We start from the raw sequence: 18963 nt of genomic DNA on the forward strand, positions 1-18963 counted from the left end.
CGACCTGCCGGCCAACGCAAACCGCAAGGACCCGACCCATGAGCAACAATGCACTCACCGAAAGCTTCAACAGCGGCTTCGGTGCACTCAGCAATGCCTGGAACGTCCCCGCCGTGGCCAATGGCCAGGTCAGCCTCACCGGCAACTCCGCCATGATGGAATGGGCCATCGGGCGCGACGCCGGCCATGGCTACGGCACCTATACGGTCACCGCGAAAGCCGAGGGCAGCCAGCCCGGCCCCGGCATCATCCTCTGGCCCGGCGACGACAAGTGGCCCGGCCAGGAGATCGACATGCTCGAGATCACCCCGGACGGCTCGGGCCGGCAGTACGGCACGGTGCACTGGAACAACAACGGCGCGGATGCCTATGCCACCGTCATCTACGACGGCGTCCAGGGCGGCAGCTTCCATGAATACCAGATGATCTGGGCCCCGGGGCTGATCACCTTCAAGGTCGACGGCGTCACCAAGGGCACCATCGATGGCAATGTCCCGGTCGATTACGACCATGGCGGCATGAACAACACCATTGGCTTCATGAACAACAACCCCAATACGTCCCTCACGATCTCCCACCTCGAGTTCACCCCGCTGGGCCAGTCGGTGGTCGCCACGCCGGCGCCGGCACAGCAGGCGCCCGCCCCCTCGGCACCTGCCCCCTCGGCACCCGCCGCCGCCCCGGCCGCCGTCGCGGCCGACGCCGGCCCGGTCGACTGGAACGCGCTGGCCGCCCAGGTCACCGCGCACTACGAGGCGACCGGCCGCTGGGAGCTGCCGGGCGCCGCCTCCGCCGCCCCGGCCGCCGCGCCGGCGCCGGCGCCGGCGCCCCAGGTGGAAGTGGCGGTGAAGGTGGACTGGGAGGCGCTGGCCGCCCAGGTCACCGCGAACTACGAGGCGACCGGCCACTGGTACCTCTGAGCTGAACGCGGCGGGGGCCGCCCCAGGCCCCCGCCGCACCCCCGCCACGCCGCCTGATGCATTCCCGGCCCCGCTGCGGTATCAGCGCAGCCGCACCTGGCGGGCCAGACCGCCCCATCGGATCCGGGAATGTCCCACAACAGCTTCGGCCACCTCTTCCGCATCACCACCTGGGGCGAGAGCCACGGCCCGGCCATCGGCTGCGTGGTGGATGGCTGCCCGCCGCGCCTGGCGCTGTCGGAAGCCGATATCCAGCCCTTCCTCGACCTGCGCCGCCCTGGCCAGTCCCGCTTCGTGACCCAGCGCCAGGAGCCCGACCAGGTCCGCATCCTGTCGGGCGTCTTCGAGGGGATGACCACCGGCACCCCCATCGCGCTGATGATCGAGAACCAGGACCAGCGCTCGCGCGACTACGGCGAGATCAAGGACCGCTTCCGCCCCGGCCATGCCGACCTGACCTACGAGCTGAAATACGGCATCCGCGACTACCGCGGCGGCGGCCGCTCCTCCGCCCGGGAGACCGCCATGCGGGTCGCCGGCGGGGCCGTGGCGCGGAAGGTCCTCGGCCCCGGGGTCAGCATCCGCGCCGCCCTGGTGCAGCTGGGCGACGACCGCATCGACCGCGCCAGCTGGGACTGGTCGGCGCTCGGCGAGAACGACTTCTTCTGCCCCGACCGCGCCGCCGCCGCCCGCTGGGAGCAGAGGCTGCTCGAGGTCCGCAAATCCGGCTCCTCGCTCGGCGCGGTCATCGAGGTGGTGGCCGAGGGCGCCCCGCCCGGCCTCGGCGCGCCGATCTACGGCAAGCTCGATGCCGATATCGCCGCGGCGCTGATGGGCATCAACGCGGTCAAGGGGGTCGAGATCGGCGACGGCTTCGCCGCCGCGAGCCTCACGGGCGAGGGCAATGCGGATGCGATGCGCATGGGCCCGGGCGGCCGCGTCCACTTCGGCGACAACCACGCCGGCGGCATCCTCGGCGGCATCAGCACCGGCCAGCCCATCGTCGCCCGCTTCGCGGTGAAGCCGACCAGCAGCATCCTGACCTCGCGCCACTCGGTCGACCGCTTCGGCCAGGACGTGGAGGTGCTGACCAAGGGCCGGCACGACCCCTGCGTCGGCATCCGCGCGGTGCCGGTCGGCGAGGCCATGCTGGCGCTGGTGCTCGCCGACCACCTGCTGCGCCACCGCGCCCAGAACCCCGATGCCCCGAGCGAGGCCCGGCTGCCGCGCAACTGAGCGCGGCTCAGCCGAACAGGAAATCGCCCGCGAGCAGCGCGTCCTTGCCGACGTTCTGCAGCACGAGCTGGTCGCCCTGGCCGCAGTCGATCAGGCAGGTGCCGCCGTAGTCGGTGGTCGCGGCCAGCAGCCCGGCGAAGCTGGCGAAGCCCATGCCGGACATCTCGACCCGGTCGGTGCCCGGGCCGAAATCCCCGATGACATCGGCGCCCATCCCCCGCGCGACGACGAAGGCATCGGCCCCCGCTTCGCCGAACAGCACGTCGTCGCCGCCACGCCCCTCCAGCGTGTCGTCCCCGGCCCCGCCCAGCAGCCAGTTGCCGACGGCATTGCCGGTGAGCCGGTTGTCCAGCCGGTTGCCGACGCCGAAGGGCGTGCTGCCCAGCAGGACCAGCACCTCGATATCCTCGAACAGGTAGTAGCCGGCGCCCCGGATGTCGGCGAAGACCGTGTCATGGCCCTCGCCGGGGAATTCGAAGACCAGGTCGGCGGGGGTATCGACCAGGAAGGTGTCGTCGCCCGGCCCGCCATAGAGGTAGTCGAAGTCGCCGAAGCCGCTGGCGCCATCGAGCCTGTCGTTTCCGGGCCCGGCCACCAGCAGGTCGAAGACGAAGTCGGGGCCGCCGGCCAGCCGGTCGTCGCCCTCCTCGCCGTACAGCACATCGGCGCCCTCGCCGCCGTCCAGCGTGTCGTCGCCGGCGCCGGCGATGAGGTAGGCCAGCCCCGGCCCGTCCAGCAGGCTGTCGTTGCCGGCCTCGCCGTAGAGCACGTCGAAACCCTCCCCGCCGACCAGGGTATCGTCGCCCGCGCCGCCGAAGAGGTAGTCGTCCCCCTCGTCGCCCGCCAGGCTGTCGCCGCCCTGCTCGCCGAACAGGATATCGTTGCCGCCGGCGCCGAGCAGGGTGTCGTCGCCGTCGGCGCCGATCAGCAGGTTGCCGGCCTCGTTGCCGAGCAGGACATTCGCCTGCGCCTCGCCGACGCCGTAGATCGGCCCCGCGCCGGCGGCCAGGACCAGCACCTCGACCCCGGCCGGCAGGTAGGTGCCGACGAAGGCGACGACCGTATCGTGACCCTCGCCGGGATGCTCGAGGATCGCATCGAAGACGTCGTCGACCCGGTAGCTGTCGTCGCCCGGCCCGCCCAGCAGGAGATCGGCGCCGGCGCCGCCATCCAGCGTATCCTCGCCGCCGCCGCCGCGCAGGGTATCCGCCCCGGCGCCGCCCAGCAGGATGTCGGCCAGCGCGCTCCCGGCCGCATCCAGCCGCTCGATCCCGGTCCAGCCGGTGGCGGACACGCCATCGCTGAGGCTGCCCGGCCGCATCGTCAGGGCGCGCCCGCTGCCGCTGCGGTCGAGGATGGCGAGATCCTGGCCCTCCCCGCCAGCCAGCAGCAGGTCCCAGCCGGCCGACACCAGCGTGTCGTCGCCCCCCGACCCCAGCAGCGCGTTGGCCCCGGCACCGCCATCGAGCCAGTCGCCGCCGCCGCCGCCGTCGAGCGTATCGGCGCCCGCCCCGCCCTGCAGCAGGTCCGCGCCGGCGCCGGCCCTGACCGAAAGCCGCTCCATGCCGGCGAGCGCCGTGGCCTGGGCGCCATCGGTCAGCAGCGCCGCCGTCAGGGTCAGCCCGGCCACCGCGAAGCCGCGGTCGATCAGCGCCAGATCCTCGCCCGGGCCGCCATCCAGCAGGAGGTCCCAGTCGCCGGAGACCAGCGTATCCTCGCCGCTCCCGCCCCGCAGGATGTCGTGCCCGGCCAAGCCATCGAGCAGGTCATGCCCCGCGCCACCGGCCAGCGTGTCGTCGCCGGGGCCGCCGGACAGGGTATCGTCGCCGCCCCCGCCGGCCAGCAGGTCATCGCCCGCACTGCCGTCCAGCCGGTCGCCGCCGTCGGTGCCGGCCAGGGTATCGCTGCCGTCGCCGCCGGTGACGCTGGCCGCGGCCTGCTGCGGCGCCAGCAGCAGGACGTCGTCGCCGGCCGAGCCATAGACCTCCTCGATCCCCTGCATGGCCAGCGGCAGCAGCCGCAGGTCGAGCAGGGACCCCGGCTGGTTGGCGAACCAGCGGTCGAGGCCGCTGCCGCCCTCGATGCTGTCGGCGAAGGTCCCGGCATTCACCAGCAGGATGGGACGCGGCGCCGCCTCCCCGGCATCGAGCAGCAGCGTGCCGGTGAAGCGGCCATCGGCATCGGCGATGATGATGTCGTCGCCGTCCCCGCCGCGGAGCGTATCCGCCCCGGCGCCGCCGACCAGCGCGTCATCGCCGTCCTGCCCGTCCAGCAGGTCGTCGCCGGCGCTGCCGTAGAGGCTATCGCCGCCGCCGCCGCCACGGAGGGTATCGGCATCGCCCCCACCATCCAGCACGTTGCCGGAGCCGTTGCCGAGCAGCAGGTTGGTGCCGCCGTTGCCGATGCCATAGGCGCCCCCGGCGGCCTCGGCCAGCACCAGGACCTCGAGGTCCGGCCCCAGCGCCCAGGCCAGCGCCGCGACGACGGTGTCGGCGCCTTCGTCGGCGGCTTCCAGCACCAGGTCGCCGGCAGCCTCCACGTAGAACAGGTCGTCGCCCGGCCCGCCCTCCAGCCAGTCGGCCCCGGCGCCGCCATCCAGGGTGTCGCCGCCGCCGCCGCCCAGCAGGGTCTCCGCCCCGGCGCCGCCGGCGATGCGATCGGCATGCGGCGAGCCCCGCACCACGCCGATCGCCTGCAGCGCATCCGTCCCGCCCCAGCCGTCCCGCACCGTCCCGGCGGCGAGGTCGGCGAGGATGCCCGCCGGGTCGCCGGCGTGGTCCGCCCCGACCATCGTGCCCGCCGCCGGCGCCCGCAGCGTGTCGTTGCCGGCGAGGCCGCGCAGCCAGGTATAGGCGCCGGCGATGGCGAAGCCGGTGAGCTCGTCCCCCAGCGGCGTGCCCCAGGCGGATTCGATGTTCCGCAGCACGTCGGTGCCGCCCCAGGCATCGGCGCCGCTGCCGGCGGTGAGGTCGACCGTGACGCCGCGGGTCGCCAGCCCGCCGCCCGCGCCGTAGTCGGCGACGTCGAAGTTGTTGCCGCCGTCCAGCGTGTCGTTGCCGGCGCCGCCGGCCAGCCGCTCCGCCGCCGCGGAGCCCAGCACGCTGTCGTCGCCGGCCCCGCCGGTCACCACCTCGATGCCGCTGAGCCGGTCGGTGCCGCCGGGCTTGAGCACATAGGCGCCCTGGGCGAAGCCGCCGACGGTGCTCGGGCCCAGCATGACGCTGATGGCGCCTTCCCCGGCATAGCGCCATTCGTCGGTGCCGGCCCGGCCATCGAAGGTCTTGTTGCCGGCGGCGCCCGAGAGGAAGACGTCGTCGCCGGCCGAGCCCAGCACGGTATCGCCGAAGGCCGAGAGGGCGAGGACGCGGCGGATGCCCACCAGCGTATCCGTGCTGCCCCAGCCGTCGCTGCCGCTGCCGGCCAGCAGGTCGAGGCTGATGGCCCCGGGGCTGGCGGCATAGGAAAGCTGCACCCCCGCGGTGCCGTTGCCGACCAGCAGGTCCGCCCCTTCCCGGCCCTCGAGGCTGAGGGCGAAGAAGCCGTCGGCGGCGGCGGCGGCATCCAGCGTATCGGCGCCGGCCGTGCCGGCGATGACCTGGATGCCGCTGAAGCTGTCCCGCGCGCCGTCCGGCTTGGCGGTGCTGCCCATGGCATAGCCGTCGATGCTCACCGCGACCGGCCCGGCCAGGCCGGCATAGCTCAGCCCGTTCCCCGCCCCGGCGCCGCCGGCGATCCGGTCGCTGCCCGGGCTGGCGAGGAAGGTCTCGCCCAGGCTGCCGCCGGCCAGGCTGTCGTCGCCCGCGGTGCCGGCGATGACGAAGCCGCCGGCCAGGGTCAGGAAGGTGCCGTCGACGAAATCCTCCGGCGCCAGGCCGGCCAGGCCGTCCAGCCGCACGACCAGGTCCGTCGAATCGAGCCGGGCGTTGCGGTCGAGGTCGAGCACCAGCCAGCCGCCGCCGCCCAGCCCCGGGATCCAGTAGACCTGGTAGGCCTCCAGCCCGCCCGGGGCGAGGCCTTGCGCCGGCAGCGCCATGCCCGCCACCGGCGCGGCGAGGGCGGTGCCGGTGCTGCCGCTGAACAGCAGCGCCCGGGCCAGCCCGTCGGCGCCGGTATAGGTGCCGGCATCGGCGCCGCCGCCGTCGCCCCGGCCGAACCAGGCGTTGCTCAGCCTCAGCCGGTCGCCCTCCGCGGGGAGGAAGCCGATGACGCGGTCCGGGGCGGCCAGGGTGGACCAGCTCGCCTCTCCCATGCCCTGCAGCAGCAGCGTATCCGCCCCGGCGCCACCGTCCAGCGTATCGGCGCCGAAGCCGCCCTGCAGGCGATCGTCGCCGCCGCCGCCCTGCAGCAGGTCATCGCCCGCGCCGCCCAGCAGCAGGTCGTCGCCGGACCCGCCGGCCAGCGCGTCATCGCCCGCGCCGCCGTCCAGCACGTCGGTGTCGTCGCCGCCGTCCAGGGTATCGGCGCCGTCCGCGCCCAGCAGGCTGTCGAAGCCGGCTCCCCCCGCCAGGCTGTCCGACCCGTCGCCGCCCAGCAGGGTATCGTCGCCCGCCAGCCCCGCCAGCGTGTCGTTCGCGCCGAAGCCGAACAGGCGGTCCGCCGCCGCGGTGCCGGACAGCGCATCCGCGCCGGTGGTGCCGAGCCCGGCGAAGGTGCCGGCGATGAAGCTCGCCGCGGTGACGGCCTCCCCCGCCGCGAGGTCCAGCCGCACCACGAGGTCGGTGCCGGCCAGCATCCCGTCCCGGTCGAGGTCGAGCAGGATCCAGCCGCCGCCGGTGGTCGCCGGCTGCCAGTAGAGGTTGAGCCCCAGCCCGCCGGTCCGGTCGGGCAGGCCAAGCCCGCCCACCGGCGCGGCGCGCGGCGTCAGCGACCCGGCGAAGCCCAGGGGCAGGCTGGCTTGGCCCGAGAGCGCGAAGCCCTGGCCGGCCAGGGCGAGTAGGGCCGTCCCGATGGCCTCGCCGCGGAGGACCAGGCGGTCGCCTTCCGCGGCGTTGAAGTCCTGGATCCGGTCGGTCGCCGCCAGGCTGCTGTCCAGCCCGCCGCTGCCCTGGAGGAAGAAGCGGTCCGCTCCCGCGCCGCCAGCCAGCAGGTCCGCGCCCGCGCCGCCCAGCAGGCTGTCGGCGCCGTCGCCCCCCAGCAGCGTATCGGCGCCCGCCCCGCCCTGCAGCGCATCCTGGCCGGAGCCACCGGCCAGGCTGTCGTCCCCGCCGCCGCCGACCAGCCCGTCGTCGCCGGCGCCGGCGGTGAAGGAGAGATGCTCGACGCCGGTGACGCTGTCGCCGGCCAGGGCGCTGACCAGCGCCGGGGCGAGCATGTAGAGGGTGATCGCCTCGGTCGCGGCGGCGCGGTCGATGACCGCGCGATCCTCCCCGGCGCCGCCGTCGAGGCTGTCGAGGCCCGCGCCGGCGAGGAGCGTATCGTTGCCGCCGAGGCCCAGCAGGGTATCGGCCCCGCCGGTGCCCTGCAGCAGATCGGCCCCCGCGGTGCCCGTGACCGTCGCCATCCATCCCCCACCGGGGCCGCTGCGGCGGCCTGCGGTCGGCTGGTCTAGGGGGCGGGCCCTGAATTATCCCTGAATGCGGCTCAGCCGAACAGGAAATCGGCCTCCGACAGCGCCGCCCGGAGGACGCCGGTGAGGATGATGACGTCGCCCTCGCCGAAGTCGATCGCCGCGGTGCCGTCATGGTCCCCGGTCACCGCCAGCACCTGGGCGAAGCTGGCGAGACCCAGGCCGCCGAGCAGGATATGGTCGAGGCCCGCGGCGAAGTCGCCCAGCACGTCGCTGCCGCCGCCGCGGCCGAAGACGAAGGTATCGGCCCCGGCCTCGCCGAACAGCACGTCGTTGCCCTCTCGGCCGTCCAGCGTATCGTCGCCGGCGCCGCCGAGCAGGAGGTTGCCCTCCGCATTGCCGGTGACCGCATTGTCCAGTTCGTTGCCCACGCCGAAGGGCGTCGCGTCGAGCAGGACCAGGTCCTCGACCCCGCCCGGCAGGTAGAAGCCGGTGCCGGCGATGCTGGCATGGATGGTATCGATGCCCTCCCCGGGGGCCTCGAAGACCAGGTCGGCGGCCGAATCCACCCAGTAGCGGTCGTCGCCGGCCTGGCCATGGAGGGTATCGGCCTCGCCGAGGCCGCTGGCGCCGTCGAGGCTGTCGTCGCCCTCGCCCCCGACGAGCTGGTCGGCGCCCTCGCCGCCCAGGATGCTGTCCGCGCCGGCGCCGCCGTGGAGGGTATCGTCGCCGCCGCCGCCGGCCAGGGTATCGGCGCCCTCCCCGCCGATCAGCAGGTTGGCGCCCTCGTTGCCGGCAAGGCGGTTGGCGAGGTCGTTGCCGACGCCGAAGAGGTCGCCGGCGCCGGGGGCCAGGACCAGCGCCTCGACCCCGGCATAGAGGTAGTAGCTGGTGGTGGCGGTGGCCGTGTCGCGGCCCTGGCCGGGACCCTCGACGATGACGTCGCCCTGGGTGTCCACCACGTAGCGGTCGTCGCCGTCGCCGCCGGCCAGCGTGTCATGGCCCGCCCCGCCGTCCAGCAGGTCGTCGCCGGCATTCCCGGCCAGGACATTGTCCGCCGCATTGCCGAGGAGGGTATCCGCCCCGCTGCCGCCGGTCGCGTTCTCGATCACCGCGCCGAAGGCGATCGCCAGGTTGTCCCGCCCGTCGTAGCTCGGGTCCGGCGCGCCGGTGGCGAAGGCGGGAATCTCCAGCCGCAGCTCCGCCCGGGTCAGCCGCAGGCCGATGCTGGAGTGGTGTCCCTCGGTCAGGTCGATGAGGTTGCTCAGGGACTGGTTGCCGGCATCGATGGTATCGATGCCGCCGGCATCCCAGATCGTCTCGAGGAAGCGCGCATTCGGGGCCCAGGCGTAGCGGTCGTCGCCGGCGGCATGCGCCATGTTGGCGCCGTAGAGGTACTGCGCCGCGGCGATGTCGTAGAGCATCGGGCCGTCCGGCTCGAGGTCGGTGACGGTGTAGCTGTAGTTGCCGGCGGTGCCGGCGACCGCCACGACCGAGGCATTGGCCGGGGCGGTATAGGACATGACCGTGAAGGCCTTGGTATCCGTCGCGGCCGGCAGGGTCGGCGAGGCCTCGAAGGGGTGCTTCAGGCCGATCGCATGGCCGGTCTCGTGCACCAGCACGTCGTAGCCGCCGGCGCCGGGCGCCAGCGCGTCATTGCCGGGATGGGTGCCGATGTAGACGTCGCCCCCGAGCGGCGTCGGGCTCGCCGCGGTGATCCGCAGCGGAGCGCCGCCGAGGCTGGTGGCGAAGGTGGGGAAATAGGCATAGCCGCCGGGGTCCATGGTGTGCCGGCCGAAGCGCATGTCGCCGCCCGCGCCGGTGTCCGGGACCTCGGTGAAGCGGATGTCGGCGACCGCCGACCACGCCCCGAGCGCCTGCGCCACCCCGGCCCGCATCGCCGGGTCCATGGCCACCAGGGGGGTCGGCGGCGAGGCCCGGTAGTAGCTCGGGAAGTCCTCCAGGAAGCTGTAGGTGACCGCGGCGGGGGTGCCGATCCCGCCCGGCTCGGCCGGCGCCGTGCCCACCGCGGCCGGATAGTTCCAGCGGGCGGTCTCGTAGCCGCCCAGTATCGCCAATAGTGGATCAAATACAGTCATGCATCGCTTTCCGGCTGCGTCCCCGCCTCGACGCCCGATGGCATCGATTTGGTCGTGAAATCATGAAATCGTCATACTTGACGGCCGGGCGCGGGAGGCGCTTAGCAACGGCAACGACGAGGATGAGACGAAGCCATGACCTTCGCTAATCCATTACCTGGAAGCTTGCAGAACGGCGGCCGGTTCCCCGCCGGACCGGCCGCGGAAAATCCCGGGCTGGACGCCTTCGTCGCCCTCTGCGGCGAAGCCGCCTGGGCCGCCAGGCTGGCGGATATCGGCAACCGGGCCCAGGCGGGCTCGCTGACCGGCCGCGCCGCGCAGCAGCGCCATGCGCTGGAACTGGCCCTCGCCCGGCTCTCGGGCCGCCGCGCCCTGACCAGGCCGAGTGTCGCCGAACGCCGGGTCTGCGCCTTCGCCGAGGAGGCCGTCCGCCTCGCCGACAGCCTGCCGGAGGGCCCCCGCGCCCGGCTGCGCGACCAGCTCCTGGCCGGGCTCACGGGCGAGTCGACGCTCATCCCGCTGTTCCACCTGCTGCGCACCGCCGGGCTGCTGCGCGAGGCCGGCTTCACCATTGCCTTCACCGGCCTCGCCGAGGGCACCCCGCACGACCTGCTGGTCGAGCGGGAGGGGGCGACCGCCGCGGTGGTCTGCGAGACCGTCTCCGCCGAGGAGGGCCGCCCGGTCCATCGCGGCGACTGGTATGCGCTGGTCGACCGCATCACCCCCGAGCTGCAGGCCTGGCTCGCCGCCCATCCCGGCCGCTACCTGCTGAAGATGACCCTGCCGGACGGCATCTCCGGCCCCGACCAGCTGACCCTGCTGCACCAGCGGATCAGCGAGATGCTGGCGGCCGAGAGGCGCCAGGACCTCGGCGGCGCCGGGTCGCAGGCGGTGCTCAAGCTCGACCCGTTGATGCTGGCGGGCACCCAGGCGTCGGACCAGGCCGGCGGCCTGCTCGCCCGGCTGCGCGCCCAGTTCGGCCCGGAAGCCCATCTCGCCGTCACCACCGGCGGCAGCGGCAGCGTCTTCGTCATGGCCGCCCGCGCCGGGCGGGAGAACGAGGTCGCGGCCGCCGTCGCCCGCCGGCTCGGCCAGGCGGCCGAGGCCCGGCTGTCGGGGGCGCTGCCCGGCATCGTCGCGGTCTTCCTCGAGGACCTGGACCGCACCGAATGGCGCGGGCTGCGCGACCGCCTCGACCTCGAGGGGGCGGTGCGGCGCTTCCTGACCAGCGGTCCCGCCCGCCGCGTCGTCGCCGTCACCTGCGCCTCGCGCTTCGAGATGTTCGGGGCCTCGCCGCCGGATGCGGCCGAGGGGGCCGAGTTGCGCTTCCGTAATCCCGGCCATCCGGCGGCCAAGGTCGCCGCCCTCGCACCGGGCATCCTCTCGTCAATGTGACACCCGGTTGCGCCCGGTGACACGAGGCAACCGGCGGCGGTCTGCGGCGTTCTGAGGCCCCACGATCGCCGCTGCCGCCCGGGTCGCTGTCCGGTGCTGCCTGCGGCCCAGCAGCAGGATGCAGCCGCATGACCGATCGAGAGATCCAGGCCAAGCTCGCCGAGCTCGACCGCATCCTGAACGACCTGGAAACCCGGATGGACCCGCATCGCGTCTGGACCCTGCTCGCCGAGATCAGCGGCAAGGGCCAGGCGTCCCGGGCGGGCGCCTGAGGGGGCTCAGGCGCCGAGGATCTTCCAGATGCCGTCGGCGTGCACGATGGTCCGGTCGCCCACGCTGACCAGCCCCCGGACGAAGACGACCGAGCGGGTGGTGCGCAGCACCTCGGCCCGTCCCACCACGTAGTCGCCGAGCTTCACCGGCGCGATGAACTGGGTGCTGAGCTGCACCGTGGTGCAGGGCTTGCGGCCGGCGGCTTCCCAGACGGTCATGCCCAGCACGTCGTCGGCGAAGCTCATCAGCATGCCGCCATGCACCACGCCGCCGAGGTTGAGGTGCCGCGCCTCGGCGGTGAAGCCGTAGCGGAAGCCGCCGCCGTCGGCATCGCGCTTGAACCAGAAGGGGCCGATCAGCCCGGGATAGCCGTCCGGCTGCATCCGCTTCCAGCCGGTGGTCGCGGGATCGAAGGGGGTCATGTCATCGGGCATGGCCGTCTATAGCGGCTGGGCGCCGGGCCCGACAACGCCCCTGCTGCATCGCAACATTCAGCCCTCGCGGGTCGCGGCGATCAGGAATTCCCGGTTGCCTTCCGGCCCCAGCAGCGGGCTGGGCTCGACGCCCAGCACCCGCCAGCCCGGCAGGCCCGCCCACCATTCGGACATGCGGCTGCAGACCGCGCGATGCACCGCGGCATCCCGCACCACGCCGCCCTTGGCGACGGCCGGCCCCACCTCGAACTGCGGCTTGATCAGCGCCACCGCCCAGGCCCCGGGGGCACAGAGCGAGATCGCCTGCGGCAGCACCACCTGCAGGCCGATGAAGCTGGCGTCGCAGACCAGCACCTCCGGCGCCTCGCCCAGCTGCGGGGCCTCGAGGTAGCGGGCGTTGACCCGCTCCATCACCACCACCCGGGGGTCGTTGCGCAGGGTCCAGGCCAGCTGGCCGTGGCCGACATCCACGGCGAAGACCTTCGCCGCGCCATGGTGCAGCAGCACATGGGTGAAGCCGCCGGTCGAGGCGCCGACGTCGAGCGCCACCTTCCCCGCCGGGTCCAGGCCGAAATGCGCGATCGCATGCGCCAGCTTGACGCCGCCGCGGGAGACCCAGGGATGGTCCTGGCCGCGCAGCTCGAGCGGCGTGCCGGGAGCCAGGAACTGCCCGGCCTTCTCGATCCGCAGCGTCCCGGAATAGACCTTGCCCGCGAGGATCAGGGCCTGGGCCCGGGTGCGGCTTTCGGCCAGCCCCCGGTCCACCAGTGCCTGGTCGGCGCGTTCCCGGGCGATCGCCTCAGGCCCGCGCCGGCTTCATGGCCGCACCCGACCCGAGCGCCGCGACCGCCGCGGCGACGATCTGCGCCGCGTTCAGCCCGGCCTCGTCGTACTGCTTCTTCGGGTTCTCGTGGTCGATGAAGCGGTCCGGCAGGCAGAGCGGGCGGATCTTCAGCCCGTGGTCCAGCATGCCGCGCAGCGCCAGGTGCTGCAGCACGAAGCTGCCGAAGCCGCCGACCGAGCCTTCCTCGACGGTGATCAGCACCTCGTGCTCGCGCGCCAGCCGCTCGACCAGGGCGGCGTCGAGCGGCTTGGCGAAGCGGGCATCGGCGACGGTGGTCGAGAGGCCGCGCGCGCCCAGCTCCTCGGCTGCCTTCAGGCATTCGGCCAGCCGGGTGCCGTAGGAGAGCAGGGCGACGGTGGTGCCCTCCTTCAGGATGCGGCCGCGGCCGACCTCGAGCGGGGTGCCGCGGGCCGGCAGCTCGAGGCCGAGGCCCTCGCCGCGCGGATAGCGGAAGCCGCTGGGCCGGTCGTCGATGGCGGCCGCGGTGGCGACCATGTGCATCAGCTCCAGCTCGTCGGCCGCGGCCATCAGCACGATGTTCGGCAGGCAGCCGAGGTAGGCGATGTCGAAGCTGCCGGCATGGGTCGCGCCATCGGCGCCGACCAGGCCGGCGCGGTCCATGGCGAAGCGGACCGGCAGGTTCTGCAGCACCACGTCGTGCACCACCTGGTCGTAGCCGCGCTGCAGGAAGGTGGAGTAGATCGCGACGAAGGGCTTCATGCCCTCGGTCGCCATGCCGGCGGCGAAGGTGACGGCATGCTGCTCGGCGATGCCGACGTCGAAGCTGCGCCTGGGGAATTTCTTGGCAAACGCGTCGAGGCCGGTGCCGTTCGGCATGGCGGCGTTGATGGCGACGATGCGGCTGTCGGCCTCGGCCTCGGCGATCAGCGCGTTGGAGAACACCTTGGTGTAGCTCGGCGGTCCCGGCGGGGCCTTGACCTGCTCGCCGGTGACGACGTTGAACTTCTGCACGCCGTGGTACTTGTCGGCGCTGGCCTCGGCGGGCGCGTAGCCCTTGCCCTTCTGCGTCACCACGTGCAGCAGGATCGGCCCCTGCAATTCCGTGTCGCGCAGGTTGCGCAGCACCGGCATGAGGTGGTCGAGGTCGTGGCCGTCGATCGGGCCGACGTAGTAGAAGCCCAGCTCCTCGAACAGCGTGCCGCCGGTCAGCAGGCCGCGGGCGTACTCGTCCGCCCGCTTGGCGGCGCGCTCGATCGGCCCGGGGAAGTGCCGCGCCAGCTTCGCCATCATCTCCCGGACGGAGATGAAGGGGCGGGAGGAGACGACCTTCGAGAGGTAGGCGCTCATCGCCCCGACCGGCGGGGCGATCGACATGTCGTTGTCGTTCAGCACCACGATCAGCCGCGACTTGGCGGCGCCGGCGTTGTTCATGGCCTCATAGGCCATGCCCGCGCTCATCGCGCCGTCGCCGATGACGGCGATGACGTTGCGCGGGTCGCCCAGCAGGTCGCTCGCCACCGCCATGCCGAGGCCGGAGGAGATCGAGGTGCTGGAATGCGCCGCGCCGAAGGGGTCGTACGCGCTCTCGGACCGCCGGGTGAAGCCGGAGAGGCCGCCGCCCTGGCGGAGCGTGCGGATGCGGTCGCGCCGCCCGGTCAGGATCTTGTGCGGATAGGCCTGGTGGCCGACATCCCAGATCAGCCGGTCGCGCGGGGTCTCGAAGACCGCATGGATCGCGACCGTCAGCTCGACCACGCCGAGCGAGGCGCCGAGGTGGCCGCCGGTCTGGCTGACCGCCTGGATGGTTTCCGCCCGAAGCTCGCCGGCCAGCTGCTTGAGCTGCTCCCCGGAGAGGTTGCGCATGTCGGCCGGGACTTTGACCCGGTCGAGGAGCGGCGTCGCGGGTTGGGGGGACATCAGCTTCTCCGCTCGATCACGAAATCTGCGAGCATTCTCAAGAGGTCGGCTCGCTCGCCGAAGACGTCAAGATGGGTCTTGGCCTGCGCCACCAAGCGTTCCGCCTGGATCCGCGCGCGCTCCGGGCCGAGCAGGGACACCAGCGTCGCCTTGCCCGCCTCGGCATCCTTGCCGGTGCGCTTGCCGGCTTCCTCGGGGGTCGCGGTCGCGTCCAGCAGGTCGTCGGCGATCTGGAAGGCGGCGCCGAGGTCGCGGCCGTAGCCCAGCAGCGCATGCCGCTGGGAGGAGGCGGCCTTGCCGAGCACGGCGCCCGCCTCGGCCGAGAACTCGATCAGCTTGCCGGTCTTCAGCGTCTGCAGCCGGCCGATCGCGCTCTCGTCGAGGTCGCCGCCCTGCTCCTCCGCCAGCATGTCCAGCATCTGCCCGCCGCACATGCCCCGGGCGCCGGCGGCGCGGGCGAGGCAGCGGACCAGCTCGATCCGCACCGCGGTATCCGGGTGGGTATCCTCCTCGGCCAGGGTGGTGAAGGCCTGGGTCTGCAGCGCATCGCCGGCGAGGATGGCGGTCGCCTCGTCGAAGGCCTTGTGCACCGTCGGCTTGCCGCGGCGCAGGTCGTCGTCGTCCATCGCCGGCAGGTCGTCGTGCACCAGCGAATAGGCGTGGACCATCTCGATGGCGCCGGCGACCCGCAGCGCGGCGTTGCGGGAGACGCCGAACTGCCGGGCGCCCTCCAGCACCAGGAAGCCGCGCAGCCGCTTGCCGCCGCCCACCGTCGCGTAGCGCATGGCGGCGTAGAGCCGGGCCTCGTCGCCCTCCTCGGTCGGCAGCAGGATGTCCAGCGCCTGGTCGATCTCCTCCGCCGCTGCCGCCATGGCGCGCCGCAGCTCCGTCTCGTCGGTGGTCATCCCGGGCCTACTCCACATCCCGCAGGGTGGGGCCCGCCGGGCCGTCCACGATCGCCTGCACCTTCGCCTCCGCCTCGGCCAGCTTCTGCTCGCAATGCCGGCGGAGCGAGGCTCCCCGCTCATAGTCGGCGATGGCCTGGGCAAGCGTGCCCTTGCCGCCCTCGAGCGACTTCACGATCTCTTCCAATTCCGCCAGCGCATCCTCGAAGGACAATGCGACAAGGTCCTCCGCCGGCGGGGTCTGCCGCCGCGCGGGGGCCGGCTGGCTGCGCGCCTCTCCCATTCGGGTCTCCCAATTCGAACCCCCACCATACAGCCGTTGAGGATTTGGCAATACGGGCAAGCGGGCGCGTTACCGAAGGCTTATGGTCTCGACAGCGACATGAACGGGCATCCACCCTGGGTCACGGCAGCGAGCCCCATTCCCGCAGCGCCCGGCGGACGCCGGGGTGCAGCAGGGCCGGGTCGGCCGCCCCGGCGGTCGCCTGCGCCGTGCTCTCCCGGGCCTGGGGCAGGCGCCGGGCGAGGTCGGCCTCGCCGCGGTGCAGCGCCCGGGCCAGCCGGTAGCCCATGGCCTCCTCCAGCCCCGGCCGGGCCAGCACGAAGCTCCAGGACCCGACGGAGGCGACCGGCGCCGCCTGGCCGGCATAGCTGCCGGCCGGCAGGGTCATCCGCCGCAGGAAGGGCTGGCGCGCCAGGATGGCCGGGACATCCGCCGGCTCCGGCGCGAGGAAGCGGGCGCCGGCCGGACCTTCCGCCACCGCGGCGAAGCCGGGCCAGCCGGCCCCGCCACCCCAGAGCGCCGCCACCCGCCCGTCGAGCACCATGGCCGGCCCATCCCCGGCCCGGTCGAGGAAGACCGCCTCGAAGTCGCGCTCCGGGTCCAGCCCCAGCCCGTCCAGCACCGCCCGGGCCAGCAGCACCAGCCCGGAGCCGCGGGCGCCCCAGGCCACCCGCCGGCCCCGCAGCGCCGCGATGGAGGTGGCGGCGGAGTCGCCGCGGACCACGAACATCCCCGGCGCCGGATACATCGCCCAGAGGATGCTGAGCCCGGCCGGCGCCCCGCCGGCGAAGGCGGCCTGCACCACCTCGCCCTGGACCAGGGCCAGGTCCACCGCCCCGGCCCGCAGCAGGGGCAGGTTCTCGGTGCTGCCCCGGGTATGGCGCGGCAGCAGCTTCAGCCCGGGGTCGGCGGCCTCGAGGGTGGCGGCGAAGGCCTCGCCGTAGAGGGGAAAGCCGCCCCCGGGCGTCGCGGTGGCGAGCGTCAGCGGCGGCGCCATGGCGGGATGCGCGCTCATGCGTCGGACGCCCTGCCAGGATGCCGCATCCTCTCCGCTCCCCCGCCCGCTGCCGCGAAGTCTCCGGCAGGCCGGCCGATTGAGCAAGGCGCCCGGCTTGCCCTAGCCTGCCGGCCAGGAACCGGGGGGAAAATCATGCATCCTGTATCGCGCCGCAGCCTGGCCGGCGGCCTGGCCGGGCTGGCCGCCGGGGCGCCGGCCCTGGCGCAGGCGCCCTTCCCCAACCGCCCCCTGCGGATGATCGTGCCCTTCGCCGCCGGCGGCTCGGCCGACGTGGTCGCCCGCATCACCGCCCTCGGCATGCAGGAGGCGCTCGGCCAGCCGGTGGTGGTGGAGAACCGCGGCGGCTCCGGCGGAGTCATCGGCTCGGAGGCCGCGCTCCAGGCGCCGGCCGATGGCCATACCATCATCCTCCACACCCTCTCCTCGGCGGTGCTGAACGCCGGGCTCTACCGCAACCTCGCCTTCGACGTCCGCCGCGCCTTCGCCCCGGTGGCGCTCATCGGCACCCTGCCGAACATCGTCATGGTCGGCCCCAAGGTCCCGGCGCGCAGCCTGGCCGAGTTGATCGCGCTGATGCGGCAGCGGCCGGGCCGCATCGCCTATGCCTCCTCCGGGGCCGGGACCATCACCCATCTCTCGGCCCAGCTGCTGGCCAGCATGGTCGGCGCCGAGGCGACGCATGTCCCCTACCGGGGCTCCGGCCCGGCCTTCGCCGACCTGCTCAACGGCACGGTGGACATGATGGTCGATACGATGGCGAGCGTGATCCCGGCCATCCGCGGCGGCCAGGTCCGCGGCCTCGCGGTCACCACCACCACCCGCAGCGCCGCCCTGCCCGAGGTCCCGACCGCCCAGGAGGCCGGCGTGCCGGGCTACGAGACCTACAACTGGCACGCGGTGCATGCCGCGGCCGGCACCCCGCCGCCGATCCTCGCCCGGCTCGAGGCGGCGGCCCTGGAGGCGGTCGGCCGCGGCCGCGGCCGGCTGGTCGAGGCCGGGGTGGAGCCGCGCGGCGAGGGCGCGGCGCTGCTCGGGCCCTTCTGGGACCAGCAGCTGGCGCTGTGGATCCCGATCATCCGCGCCTCCGGGGCCACCGCCGACTAGCCGGGCCCCTCCGGCGCCCGGGAGGCCTCAGACGGCGACCGGCTCGAACTGCACGTTCGCGGCGGCGGCGACGGCCGTCGTCGCCAGGGCGACCGGCATCATCACCGCGCCGAGCTCGCTGAACAGGATGCCGAAGACGAAGGCGATGAGTTCGATGTCGTGCATGATCCGTCCCCCAACCGGCGCAACCCCCCGTAGCCGGGAAAGCGGCCGTGGCATTAGGCTCACCGGGGCAGGTGAACCGGTGCCGCAGCTCTCATCCGCCAACGGAATCACCGAAGGTTGCATGACAACGACGGGCCCCGGCGGTCCGCACACCAAGGCGTGCCAGGACCTCCTCCACCGGGAGCAGTATGACCGCCCCCGACAGGCACGACAGCGGCGAAACAACTCCGGTCATTTCATAAGGGCGTGATGAATCCAGCTGTTGTAGTGCAGATCTCGGTCGTTCTGCTGCGGGAAGCAATGGAGGCCGTCATTGTCCTGCTTGCGGTCGCCTCCCTGTTGCGGCGGGTGACGCCGGCGCGGACCCTGGCGCTCTGGATCGGGGCGGTGCTCGGGCTGCTCGCCAGCCTGCTGATCGGCGGGGTCTATGCCAGCCGCCCGCCCAGCGCCTATGCCAATGACGCGGAGGGCATCACCTGCCTGCTCGCGGCCGGGTTGATGCTCTGGGTCGGCGGCTGGCTGTGGCGGCAGACCGATCCGCGGACCTGGGACCAGACCCTGGAGCGCACCGCCTGGCAGGCGCTCGGGGCCCGGCGCGCGCCGCTGGCCCTCGGCTTCGTCGGCTTCCTGGCGGTCTTCCGCGAAGGCGTCGAGACCGCGCTGTTCCTGGCGGCCCTGGGCCGGCACGGCGCGCCGGCCGACCTGTGGGGCGGGGTCGCCTTCGCCGTCCTGGTGCTGCTGGTGCTCTGGCAGATCGCCATCCGCACCACGATCCGCCTGCCGCTGCGCCCGATGTTCCAGATCACCTCGGTCGTCCTGCTGATCACCGCCGCCCAGCTCGCCTTCGACGGGATGCAGCACTTCCGCCAGTGACGGCGCCCATGCGGCTCCCGCTGCCGGAGC

15 protein-coding genes are annotated in these 18963 nt (G+C 73.5%); 6 read left to right on the plus strand and 9 right to left on the minus strand.

What is annotated here, in order from left to right; all coding sequences use genetic code 11:
- The first annotated feature begins 38 nt into the window (after positions 1 to 38).
- The gene (locus tag QWZ14_RS09760; RefSeq protein ID WP_290316454.1) at positions 39 to 920 is read left to right on the plus strand and encodes a glycoside hydrolase family 16 protein; all 882 of its coding nucleotides are present in this window, start codon (positions 39 to 41) and stop codon (positions 918 to 920) included.
- Positions 921 to 1049: 129 nt separating this feature from the next.
- Positions 1050 to 2156, plus strand: a complete 1107-nt coding sequence (gene aroC / locus QWZ14_RS09765) for a chorismate synthase (RefSeq protein ID WP_290316455.1) — start codon at positions 1050 to 1052, stop codon at positions 2154 to 2156.
- A gap of 7 nt (positions 2157 to 2163) precedes the next feature.
- On the opposite strand, the gene QWZ14_RS09770 is transcribed toward aroC, so the two are convergent.
- Positions 2164 to 7656 carry a calcium-binding protein gene (locus tag QWZ14_RS09770; RefSeq protein ID WP_290316456.1) on the minus strand — a complete coding sequence of 1831 codons (5493 nt, stop codon included), beginning with the start codon at positions 7654 to 7656 and terminating at the stop codon, positions 2164 to 2166.
- Positions 7657 to 7736: 80 nt separating this feature from the next.
- On the minus strand, positions 7737 to 9761 hold the full coding sequence (locus tag QWZ14_RS09775) for a M10 family metallopeptidase (RefSeq protein WP_290316457.1): 2025 nt from the start codon (positions 9759 to 9761) through the stop codon (positions 7737 to 7739).
- A 135-nt stretch (positions 9762 to 9896) separates the two neighbouring features.
- Here QWZ14_RS09775 and QWZ14_RS09780 point away from each other — a divergent pair, with 135 nt between their 5' ends.
- A complete protein-coding gene (locus tag QWZ14_RS09780; protein ID WP_290316458.1) occupies positions 9897 to 11156 on the plus strand; it encodes a hypothetical protein in 1260 nt (419 codons plus the stop codon).
- A 128-nt stretch (positions 11157 to 11284) separates the two neighbouring features.
- Complete coding sequence (locus QWZ14_RS09785; RefSeq protein WP_290316459.1) at positions 11285 to 11428, plus strand: peptide chain release factor 1; 144 nt, start codon at positions 11285 to 11287, stop codon at positions 11426 to 11428.
- A 6-nt stretch (positions 11429 to 11434) separates the two neighbouring features.
- Here QWZ14_RS09785 and QWZ14_RS09790 read toward each other — a convergent pair whose 3' ends face one another.
- The 6 genes from QWZ14_RS09790 to QWZ14_RS09815 form a co-directional block, all read right to left on the minus strand.
- Complete coding sequence (locus tag QWZ14_RS09790) at positions 11435 to 11863, minus strand: PaaI family thioesterase (RefSeq protein ID WP_290316460.1); 429 nt, start codon at positions 11861 to 11863, stop codon at positions 11435 to 11437.
- A 57-nt stretch (positions 11864 to 11920) separates the two neighbouring features.
- The gene (locus QWZ14_RS09795; RefSeq protein ID WP_290316524.1) at positions 11921 to 12658 is read right to left on the minus strand and encodes a TlyA family RNA methyltransferase; all 738 of its coding nucleotides are present in this window, start codon (positions 12656 to 12658) and stop codon (positions 11921 to 11923) included.
- A 4-nt stretch (positions 12659 to 12662) separates the two neighbouring features.
- Entirely contained in the window at positions 12663 to 14585 is a 1923-nt protein-coding gene (gene dxs / locus QWZ14_RS09800; RefSeq protein ID WP_290316461.1) for a 1-deoxy-D-xylulose-5-phosphate synthase, read from the minus strand.
- Positions 14585 to 15490 (minus strand): polyprenyl synthetase family protein, encoded by a 906-nt coding sequence (locus QWZ14_RS09805; RefSeq protein WP_290316462.1) that lies wholly within the window; start codon positions 15488 to 15490, stop codon positions 14585 to 14587. Before QWZ14_RS09805 ends, dxs begins: the two co-directional genes overlap by 1 nt.
- Positions 15491 to 15497: 7 nt before the next feature.
- Complete coding sequence (locus tag QWZ14_RS09810) at positions 15498 to 15773, minus strand: exodeoxyribonuclease VII small subunit (RefSeq protein WP_290316463.1); 276 nt, start codon at positions 15771 to 15773, stop codon at positions 15498 to 15500.
- 121 nt (positions 15774 to 15894) lie between these two features.
- Positions 15895 to 16788, minus strand: a complete 894-nt coding sequence (locus QWZ14_RS09815; protein WP_290316464.1) for a TAXI family TRAP transporter solute-binding subunit — start codon at positions 16786 to 16788, stop codon at positions 15895 to 15897.
- 135 nt (positions 16789 to 16923) lie between these two features.
- On the opposite strand from QWZ14_RS09815, the gene QWZ14_RS09820 reads away from it, so the two are divergent.
- On the plus strand, positions 16924 to 17895 hold the full coding sequence (locus QWZ14_RS09820) for a tripartite tricarboxylate transporter substrate-binding protein (RefSeq protein ID WP_290316465.1): 972 nt from the start codon (positions 16924 to 16926) through the stop codon (positions 17893 to 17895).
- 27 nt (positions 17896 to 17922) lie between these two features.
- Here the strand turns inward: QWZ14_RS09820 and QWZ14_RS09825 are convergent, their stop codons facing one another.
- Positions 17923 to 18060, minus strand: coding sequence for a hypothetical protein (locus QWZ14_RS09825; protein WP_290316466.1), 138 nt, complete (start codon positions 18058 to 18060; stop codon positions 17923 to 17925).
- A gap of 249 nt (positions 18061 to 18309) precedes the next feature.
- Between QWZ14_RS09825 and QWZ14_RS09830 the strand changes: the two genes are divergently transcribed.
- Positions 18310 to 18933 carry an FTR1 family protein gene (locus QWZ14_RS09830; RefSeq protein WP_290316467.1) on the plus strand — a complete coding sequence of 208 codons (624 nt, stop codon included), beginning with the start codon at positions 18310 to 18312 and terminating at the stop codon, positions 18931 to 18933.
- Positions 18934 to 18963 lie beyond the last annotated feature (30 nt).

Origin of the sequence: Paeniroseomonas aquatica (genome assembly GCF_030409335.1) — a bacterium.
GTDB lineage: Bacteria > Pseudomonadota > Alphaproteobacteria > Acetobacterales > Acetobacteraceae > Belnapia > Belnapia aquatica.